Raw genomic sequence first — 9,297 nt, 5'->3', positions numbered from 1 at the left:
GACTAAAACCATTGGTTGTGATTTTAAAACAACATAACCCTTCCGCTTGGTTATGTCAATTTCATTGTCATAACCTTTTATGTGGTTGTGTGGATTACCTAATTTTCACTTAACCTTTTGAAGGGGGATCCTAATTTTTGCTTAACCTTTCCTAATTTTCACTTAACCTTTCATGTATTTTTTACTTATAAAACAAAATATTAAAATCACTAGAATAAAGAAAGAATAAAAAAGATAAAAAAGAATAGATCCCAGCTTTGTGGATAACTAACCGCCAGTGCCAGTTGAGCGATATGATAAAAGGATGTCGCAAACAGCGTTTGCTCCTCCAAAAAACATACCTTCAAACACGAAAGAATGAGGTAGCACCCTCGCAAGCTCGGGCAAATCGCTGAATATTCCTTTCGTCTCCGACCATCAGACACCTGAGTCGCTGTCTTTTTCGTGACATTCAGTTCGCTACGCTCACGGCTCTGGCAGGGAATGGGGGTAAATGATGCTACAGGCGCTTTTCATGGACTCACACGAGGAAATCTACCCATGACACAAGAAAAGCCCGTCACGGGCTTCTCAGGGCGTTTTATGGCAGGTCTGCTATGCAGAGCTGTCAGACTTCTTGCTGTTCAGCAGTTCCTGACCTCTGATTTTCCAGTCTGACCACTTCGGATTATCCCTCGACAGGTCATTCAGACTGGCTAATGCACCCAGCAAGGCAGCGGTATCATCAACAGGCTTCCCCGTCTGGCTGTCAACCAGACCCGCCAGGATAAGCAGTCCGGCTGACTGGTACAGCGCATGGTCACGGGCTTTACGGGCGGCTCTGGCTTCTGCCCGTTTTTCGGCCTGTATCAGATTCATGACTTTTGCTCTGGCTTCCTGCGCTTTTTCTGCTGCCTGTTCAGCCTTCATCAGCAGGGACAGCGTTTTGATATCCTGCGCTGTTTTATCCGCTTTATCCGTCAGTATCAGCATGAGTTTCTGCTGTTCATTCGGCGACTTTAAGCCGCGAATGTACTGCACTCTGTCTGCTGCCCATTTTTCCTGTTTTTCGCTTTTATTCATGCCCATTTATCCTCTGAATGTTGATGTGGAAATTATGGTCAGGAATGGCGGCCGAGGTCAAATGCAGGTAGAATCACTGATAAGCTTTTTATTATCAGTGCGCACTTAGACGTTTCTTCACTTCGTTCAGAAACGGTGCGCGCCTTCAGCGGGATAAAAACACGATGGCCTCCTATCACCTCAGCGTAAAAACCGGCGGGAAAGGCAGTGCCTCTCCCCATGCCGATTATATTTCGCGTGAGGGAAAGTATGCCCGTGAAAAAGACTCCGACCTTGAGCACAAGGAGTCCGGTAATATGCCTGCGTGGGCAGAGCATAAACCGTCTGAGTTCTGGAAAGCCGCTGACACGTCTGAACGTGCCAACGGCTGTACCTACCGTGAAATCGAGATTGCCCTGCCGCGCGAGCTAAAACCCGAACAACGCCTTGAGCTTGTCCGCGATTTTGTCCGGCAGGAAATCGGCGACCGTCATGCGTATCAGTTCGCCATTCATAATCCGAAAGCGGCGATAGCCGGCGGCGAGCAGCCGCACGCGCATATCATGTTCTCTGAGCGGATGAATGACGGTATCGACCGTGACCCGCAGCAGTATTTTAAGCGAGCTAACAGCAAAGCCCCTGAGCGCGGCGGTGCGAAAAAGGCACGTTTCGGGGAAACGCCGACAGAACGCAAAGAGCACCTCGTCGCCCAGCGGGAACGCTGGGCTGACCTACAGAATAAGCACCTTGAACGGTATCAGCATACCGACCGCGTTGATGCACGCTCACTCAAAGCTCAGGGCATTGAGCGTGAGCCTGAGCGGCATCTTGGCGCGGGACAGGTTCAGCGGTTCGATACTGCGCAGTTACAGGCCATCCTTGAGCGCAGGGACGCTGAAAGGCAGGCGGAGCAGTCTCGTGATGAACGTGACAGTGTGATTGACGTGACCACCTCGCTACGGGAAGCCATCAGCGAGCGGGATAACCTGACGATAAAACAAGAGCAGAAGCCTGAACCTGCGCAGGAAGACACTTCCGGCAGGGTTTTCGATTTTGAGAAAGAGCCGGAGAAACTGAACGCACGGGTCAGTGATGCCATGAAGGACATACAGGAAGAAATCGACCTTCAGTCCCTTGTGAACGATGCGATGGCGGAGTTTCAGGGGATACATCAGGAAATGGAGCGACTGGCAGAAAAACAGCGTCAGCAGGAGAAAGAACAGCAGAGACTCGCCGAACAGACACGACAGAAGCCGGATAAAGGCTGGTCATTTTCACGATAGACAGGATTTTTCATGAGCGACGAAATTAAACAAATCGCTGCCCTCATCGGGCATCATCAGGCGCTGGAAAAGCGTGTTACCTCTCTGACTGAGCAGTTTCAGGACGCCTCAGCACAATTACAGCAGCAGAGTGACACGCTGAGCAGGCTCATTCGTGAGCTGGACAGCGCGTCCGGTAATATGACTGAAACCGTCAGGCAATCTGTTCATGCCGCGCTCATTCAGGTTGAGAAAGAGCTGAAACAAGCCGGATTAGCACAGCAGAAACCGGCGACAGAAGCGCTTAATCAGGCTACCGATACGGCGAAGGCGATGATCCATGAAATGCGACGCGAGATGTCGCGCTATACGTGGAAATCCGCGATTTATCTCGTGCTGACGATATTTTTCGTCATGGCTGCCTGCGTGACGGCATTTACGTGGTTTATGAATGACGGGTACAGCCAGATTGCTGAAATGCAACGGATGGAAGCGGTCTGGCAGAAGAAAGCCCCGCTGGCTGATATATCGCGTTGTGACGGAAAGCCCTGCGTTAAGGTGGACACCCGAGCTACGTATGGTGATAAAGAGAATACCTGGATGATTATCAAAAAATAACATAACGGCGCACATTGCGCCGTTATTGTTGTCGTGAATTACAGCGGCAGGGAGAGCGAAGCGGTTTCCAGCGATTCGCCCTCATTCAGCCGGTTTTGCATGTCGCTGACGAAGGCGTCCATCTGACTGTTGGCAAAGAATTTAATTCCGACCAGCCTGACGTCCTCATTTTCATCAATCACAATGCGCTCCCTGTCATTCAGGGTTTCGAGCATCCGCTCTTTCCATGCGTCATCCAGCAGACGGTCATCCCCTTTCGGCTCAAGGAAGACCTGCCAGTAAGCATTATCCGCATGGCGCGTCAGTATCATGATGAAGTCCGGCATAAAGCCGCGCACGCCGCCGAACTCCGTGAGCTTAAAGCGCGTTGACTGCTCGTCGTTACGCAGCACGTAAATATCGTCGTAACGTGCTCTGAGCTTCGGCATAAAACCTTCCAGCGTTTTCACCAGACGGTGCTCAAGCTGATTCAGTATCGCGTTATCGTACACGTACCATCTTTTACCGATGGTGGGTGCGGCGGTGATTTTCTGGTTAATAATGACCGACGGGTCAATGTGCAGGCTGTAGTCTTTAATCACCTCTTTCACTGGCTGGCTGATAAAGCGGTACGTGCCTTTCACCTTCTGGTCATTACGGCGCACGTTCTCTGAGATACGCAGCAGAACGGTTTCCAGCAGTTGCAGTTTCTCTTTTGCCGGTACGGTGGAAAAATCCAGTGACTGCGGTACGGTGACGGTGATTTTCAGTTTTCCCAGGAAGGCGTCACTACGGATGAACTCGCGGATGCCGGTCAGTTTCGGGAAGAAGCGTTGCAGGTTATCCAGCGCGTAGAAGCTGATCCTCTGCATCGCCTTACGGTAAAAACGCTCGTCCAGTACCAGGGGTTCCGGTTTTGTTATGCCAGCTGTTGCGCCCGTCAGGTTGTCCAGCGACTCCTCACCGGCGGTCTGATACGGTATCTCAAAGCGCGTTTCCAGCGAGTAGCTTTCCCAGTTGCGGCTGCTGCTCTCAATCTCTTCCACTTCGTTGAAGTACAGCTTCCCGCTCTGATACACGGCGGACTTTTTAAAATCCTCTTTCAGTCTGGCGTGCTCAATCGTACCGCCGCCGTCCTGATGAACGTCAATGTCCGCCTGCTCAAGGGAGGCGTGCAGCGTTTTGATGTATGCCGGCTCATTGATGGTGTGGTAGTGCAGCTGTTCCAGCACGTTCAAATCCTTCGCGCTGTTATCAAACCGGCGGGTGAAGCTCCGCTTGCCGTCATACACGAACGGGAAGTAACGTGCACCGCGACCGATAAGCTGTGCCTCGCTGTCCGTGCCGGTTTTGCTGCTGCTCGCCTGCTCGCTGATGCGGACGATATCGTAGAGGTTGAGGACGTCCCAACCTTCGTTGACCTTCGCCACGGCGAAGACGGCTCTCACCGGATTATCGACTTCTTCCAGCGTGTTCAGCAGAACGGGGTTTTCTTCCAGCAGGTCTGACTTATTCACATTAAGCAGGTTGAAGTCGTTGAAGTCCTCCTGGATCTGCCCGATAACCGTCACTAAATCGCTGCCAGCGTAACGCTGAATCACTTTATGCCAGATACTGGTTTCAGAGCTGAGCTGAACTTTTTTATTCGCCAGATGGCGTCTGACGCTCTCAGGCGTCATTGCCGCAATCAGTTGCGAAAACGCCTCCTGCTTTGCCTTCGATATCGTAATCTTGTTCGACTTGAACAGAATAACCGGTTTGAAGCCGGTGATGCCGTTATCCGCCGCCACCAGTTTGCGGTACTGGCTTAACAGCACGGCATCGAGCATCTTGTCGCCGTCGTTCTGATTCGCTTCCAGCAGCATGACCTTTTTCGAGTAACCGTCTGACATGAACTGTTTCAGGTCATACTGATACACCACTCTGTCACGGTATTTATTCCCGATATCTTTATTCGCCAGGTCAATGGTGGCGGTAAACTCGAACAGGCGGTTATCCGGCCGCAGAGCGAGAACGTTCTCAATCGTGCGCTCCCAGGTCTGCTCCTCGTTTTCCGGTGAGGTCTTTGACTTGCCTTTCGCTTTGGTGCCGGCGTTGAAGTGATGCGCCTCGTCACCGAGCAGCACGAGCGGGATTTCCTTCAAATCCTCGTAAGTGATGCTGTTCTCACGATAGCTGTTCAGCTCGTCGTGCATCTTATGGATGGTTGAGAGCTTGAGGTAAATCGTGTTGCTCTCAGGCGCAGATGGGAACGTCTCCACCGGTGCGATGGTGATTTTCTCCCCGTCGATTTCCAGTTCCTGACTGAACAGGTACTTCGGCGACTGCGGGTTGAGCAGGTTCTCGCGGGTTTTCTGGATAATCGCGTCGGTATGCACGAAGAAGATGAAGTTCTGATACCCGTACTCTTTAAACAGATAGAGTATCGTCCCCGCCATCACCATCGTTTTCCCTGCACCGGTTGCCATGTGAAACAGCAGATGCCGGTAATGCAGAAGCGCCTCTTCCTGCCTGCGCTGCGTGTAATGCAGGTAGCGCAGCGCCCCGTGCTGGTACGGGCGCAGGGCATCCTTCAGGTTCGCCTGAATGTAGTCCGGCGTCTGGTAGTTATCGTGAAACAGCCCCGGCTCATCGAACTGTCTGAGCTTGTTAAACAGCAGCTTCTCGCTGCCAACTGACTTCGGTTTCTTCGCCATGCCGTTACTCCATTCCGTAGAAGCTGCGGGTAAAGGCTTTATCGCTCTCTGAGATGTTCAGGTCACTGTCATCCATATCGGAAGCGTTCACATAGAGCTGATTTTTATCGAGGATTTCAATCAGGAGCTGCTTCTGCTCATGCAATTCCAGCTCGCTGAAGGCGACCTTGCGGAAAATACCGTCCACTTCGTATTCAGCAGACAGGACGTTTTCCAGTGCCACCTGATAATTGAGGTGCGCCTCTGTTTTCATCACAGCAAAGAGCTCTTCTAGTTCTTCATTGGATTGCGCTTTTTGGATTTCATGCACGAAATAGGCGTTCAGCTCCATCAGTTCGGCGTAGACGAAACTCCCTCCCCCCTGCCATCCTACGTCTTTGGATATACCACCTTGCTCACCTTCAATGACTTTTTGTAGACGTGGTACAGTAATTTCGTTGATGTAATCCATTTGCTCAATGCCGATATAACGACGGCCCATTTTATGTGCTACTGCGGCAGTTGTTCCGCTGCCTAAGTGGAAATCTAAAACTAGGTCTCCCTTTTTCGTACATGAATCTATACATCGCTGAAGCAGTTTTTCAGGTTTTTTACCATTTTTGAAAATAGCATCTCCTTCATTTGCGATACCATTCCAAGGAATATCAACCCATAAATTAGTCAATAATATTGTAGGTGTCAGCTCACCATTTATATTTTTAACCTTGTTAGAGTAAAAGTATATTTGCCTGCCATTAATAATGTATATATTGTCGTTATCTCTTTCTACTTTATAAATCTTACCTGGATTTTTTTTAGACTCATCCCGAGCCGCTACGATTTTTTTCCCAGCTGCGTTGCTTATTGCAGTTGCTTGATAAACAGAGTCCGAATTTTCAATGGCGAACTGAGCTATCTCCTCATCGAAATCTAAGCGCCCCAGTTTTTCTCTTGCTTCCTTAACGTTATTAAAACCCTTGTAATTAGCAAAATATTCACTTAAAGAGCATGTAACCCAAGCCTCATGATCATCGTTTACATTTTTTATGAATCTTCCGTACGATTGGTCGTAAGAACTTTTCACAAACTGAGGTATATATTTATATTTACTCCTATCCTTGCAGAACATTAATAAGTATTCAGTTTGGGAATATGGTGATGGGTTTACTACCTTCAGTCCTGAAGGATCGGATGTTTTAACTACTATATTATTTAGAAAGTTATCTCTACCAAAAACACTATCCATTAACAGTCTTAAAGAAGAATGCTCTTTGTCGTCACATTGCACGAATATTATACCATCATCGCTCAATAGTTCTTTTGCTACTGATAGTCTGTTTTTCATGAAGGTAAGCCAAGTGGCACGATTAAATTTGTCGTTATACCTAAACCCATCATTTCCAGTATTGTACGGCGGATCTATATATATTAAGTTAACTGAGTTAATGAATTTTTTTTTAAGACAATGCAGTGCTATCAGGTTATTTCCTTTCAGTAAGATATTATCATCTTCCTCAAATGACAGTATCTTGTCAGAAACATCTCCCTCAGAATGCCTTTTTACAGAAGAAAAAATCTTTGGAGATAGAAGGTTATCTATTTCATCCTTTGCAATTATATCATTGTAATATACTTCACTTTTTCCAATTTCTTCTTTTGTCATTCCACCTTCAAGCACGCAATCCTTAAAAGGAAAATCCAGCACCACGTCAGAGTTGTAATCGAGATATTTTCCATTACTGGTTAAGCCAACTTTATTACGGTATTTAGTAAAGCTATTAGCCCAGTATTCCTTATACTTTAATAAGCTACATAGCTTATCAAAATCGAAAATTAAAATGCCGTCAATATCTGAACCGTAGACAGAACGTATTTTTTCATTAGCGACCAGTGCCTTGATGATTTCTGGCTGTTTTTGACTAATGGCATCACTCACCATTGAACGGTGTAATTCCTCTCCGTTCCAGAATTGCGGAAACGCTTTTAAAACCTTGTTCAGTTCTTTGATTAATTCGGTCTGCATGTCATGGCCTTATGACTGTTAGAGATTGAAATTATTGTATGGCATAGCGTCCTGTGCTGGAACCTGACATCGATACTACTGATGCAGTTGCGGAAAAAATGCACCAAACATGTGGTATTTAACATAAGGGATCTTGCGCGCACCGCCCGAACACCACTCGCCACAAAAACCCGCCGGAACGTCCAAAAGTACGGGTTTTGCTGCCCGCAAACGGGCTGTTCTGGTGTTGCTAGTTTGTTATCAGAATCGCAGATCCGGCTTCAGCCGGTTTGCCGGCTGAAAGCGCTATTTCTTCCAGAATTGCCATGATTTTTTCACCACATGAGGTGTCACTGGTTCCGATGTATTCGGCAGTTTAGACTCGATTAGCAGCAAAGCATGTTTGAGATCCTCATTGCGTTTGTCTTTTTCATCGAGTAGTAGCTCTTTCTCACGCAGCAATGCCTTTACGAGTTCTATTTCAGCTTTTAAGGCATAGTTTTCATGTAGCAAATTCTGGTCAGGTAACTGCACAAAATCGCCTGCCAAATGCTGCACAGTACTGCCTGATTGTTCACTGCCAACCTGCTGACCAGTAAATGATCCGAAAACACGTAGAAGCTCTGATGTGTCTAGTTTTGAAGCACCACCGCTATCTGTGCACTTGGTCAGTTTTCCCTGCTTAATGTATGACTGTACTGTTGTGCGGCTTTTTCCAGTTAGTCTGGCTGCTTCGCTTATTGATACTAAAGCCATAGATACCTCAGTTCCGTCCGTACTTAGCTAAAATTTTCTCTAGCGTGGCTCGTTGTTTTTGAGTCAGCCATGTAAATGAGCCGTTGAGATCATACTTACTCTGCATGTCACTCAGGAATTTAGCTTCAAATCCAGTAAGTTGTATTTTCGCAGTTAAAGCATCATGTAATGTTGTTTTTAGCCCCTCATGCAGACTATTTTCAGGCGTTAAACGGATTGAGTTATCTTCTTTTTTTGATATTGGTTCTTTTGCTAGCTCAGTCACAAGGTCAATTTGTTTATCCAGTTCAACTTGGAAGATCAGCGTATCAGCAGGACGACCGCGCTTATCAATAGATAGTTTTATATTGCTATAGGTATTTAAATCTTTTGCAATTGGTTTTAAAACCCAATGATTTAGTAATTTATATTCTGGGTAGCTTTTTTCTAACATTAGCATGAATTTAAACTCATCAATGCTTATTGAAATATTGGCTTTATGTGTTTTTCTTTGCGTTAGTTCTTTTAGCAGCCATTCATAAATGCGCATTGAGTATTTATTTTCAAAGGACTTAACATGCTCGAGGTTGTATTTAATGAATCTCTTTAGGTGAAATAGCAATGGGATTATATATTTACTAAAAACTAAAGTTACCTCTTGTGTTTCCCTATTGAACTCTGCATATTCAGCCCAATTAAAAACACGCATAGATACAGCACCTGTTGGATATATTAATTCAATAGACCGCTTAAATAACTCTCGTGTTGATGTATTTAATCGCCCCCACGCATTCTCATAACTTATCCCCATAAATGAAGAATATTCGGAGCATGAAAATTTAACCGTTCGTTCAGTTTCATCTGGTGTTTCTAATGTAGGGTTTAGCTTTGCAACACAAAACAGGATTAGTTTCGTTTCGTGCTCTGTTAGGTCATAACGACTAACCGCAAGCTCGTTTGCTTTGAATACTACCAATTCAGCCAT

The 9,297-nt window shown here is 46.7% G+C and carries 7 protein-coding genes; 2 read left to right on the top strand and 5 right to left on the bottom strand.

The window, feature by feature from the left end:
* Positions 1 to 594 precede the first annotated feature (594 nt).
* The gene (gene traD / locus SSARUM_RS24515; RefSeq protein ID WP_064645523.1) at positions 595 to 1,062 is read right to left on the bottom strand and encodes a conjugal transfer protein TraD; all 468 of its coding nucleotides are present in this window, start codon (positions 1,060 to 1,062) and stop codon (positions 595 to 597) included.
* A gap of 164 nt (positions 1,063 to 1,226) precedes the next feature.
* Here traD and mobA point away from each other — a divergent pair, with 164 nt between their 5' ends.
* Both mobA and SSARUM_RS24505 read left to right on the top strand, forming a co-directional pair.
* Positions 1,227 to 2,324: a mobilization protein MobA gene (gene mobA / locus SSARUM_RS24510; RefSeq protein ID WP_282495090.1), complete on the top strand. Its 1,098-nt coding sequence runs from the start codon at positions 1,227 to 1,229 to the stop codon at positions 2,322 to 2,324.
* 12 nt (positions 2,325 to 2,336) lie between these two features.
* Positions 2,337 to 2,921 (top strand): mobilization protein MobX, encoded by a 585-nt coding sequence (locus SSARUM_RS24505; protein WP_040113348.1) that lies wholly within the window; start codon positions 2,337 to 2,339, stop codon positions 2,919 to 2,921.
* 38 nt (positions 2,922 to 2,959) lie between these two features.
* On the opposite strand, the gene SSARUM_RS24500 is transcribed toward SSARUM_RS24505, so the two are convergent.
* The 4 genes from SSARUM_RS24500 to SSARUM_RS24485 form a co-directional block, all read right to left on the bottom strand.
* Positions 2,960 to 5,596, bottom strand: a complete 2,637-nt coding sequence (locus tag SSARUM_RS24500) for a DEAD/DEAH box helicase family protein (protein WP_282495099.1) — start codon at positions 5,594 to 5,596, stop codon at positions 2,960 to 2,962.
* Positions 5,597 to 5,600: 4 nt separating this feature from the next.
* Positions 5,601 to 7,598: a site-specific DNA-methyltransferase gene (locus tag SSARUM_RS24495; RefSeq protein ID WP_282495097.1), complete on the bottom strand. Its 1,998-nt coding sequence runs from the start codon at positions 7,596 to 7,598 to the stop codon at positions 5,601 to 5,603.
* A 285-nt stretch (positions 7,599 to 7,883) separates the two neighbouring features.
* The gene (locus SSARUM_RS24490; RefSeq protein WP_016517644.1) at positions 7,884 to 8,333 is read right to left on the bottom strand and encodes a helix-turn-helix domain-containing protein; all 450 of its coding nucleotides are present in this window, start codon (positions 8,331 to 8,333) and stop codon (positions 7,884 to 7,886) included.
* Positions 8,334 to 8,340: 7 nt separating this feature from the next.
* Positions 8,341 to 9,297 carry a replication initiation protein gene (locus SSARUM_RS24485; RefSeq protein WP_221696684.1) on the bottom strand — a complete coding sequence of 319 codons (957 nt, stop codon included), beginning with the start codon at positions 9,295 to 9,297 and terminating at the stop codon, positions 8,341 to 8,343.

Origin of the sequence: Serratia sarumanii (assembly GCF_029962605.1) — a bacterium.
GTDB classification, from domain to species: domain Bacteria; phylum Pseudomonadota; class Gammaproteobacteria; order Enterobacterales; family Enterobacteriaceae; genus Serratia; species Serratia sarumanii.
The sequence above is the reverse complement of the archived record's forward strand: the minus strand, read 5'-3'. Positions and strand labels throughout refer to the sequence as shown.

Excerpts from the sequence above, each read along its gene's own strand:
- SSARUM_RS24490 (WP_016517644.1), bottom strand. The coding sequence starts at position 8,333 with ATGGCTTTAGTATCAATAAGCGAAGCAGCCAGACTAACTGGAAAAAGC.
- mobA (WP_282495090.1), top strand. The coding sequence starts at position 1,227 with ATGGCCTCCTATCACCTCAGCGTAAAAACCGGCGGGAAAGGCAGTGCC.
- SSARUM_RS24505 (WP_040113348.1), top strand. The coding sequence starts at position 2,337 with ATGAGCGACGAAATTAAACAAATCGCTGCCCTCATCGGGCATCATCAG.
- SSARUM_RS24485 (WP_221696684.1), bottom strand. The coding sequence starts at position 9,297 with ATGGCTGAATTGGTAGTATTCAAAGCAAACGAGCTTGCGGTTAGTCGT.
- SSARUM_RS24500 (WP_282495099.1), bottom strand. The coding sequence starts at position 5,596 with ATGGCGAAGAAACCGAAGTCAGTTGGCAGCGAGAAGCTGCTGTTTAAC.
- SSARUM_RS24495 (WP_282495097.1), bottom strand. The coding sequence starts at position 7,598 with ATGCAGACCGAATTAATCAAAGAACTGAACAAGGTTTTAAAAGCGTTT.
- traD (WP_064645523.1), bottom strand. The coding sequence starts at position 1,062 with ATGAATAAAAGCGAAAAACAGGAAAAATGGGCAGCAGACAGAGTGCAG.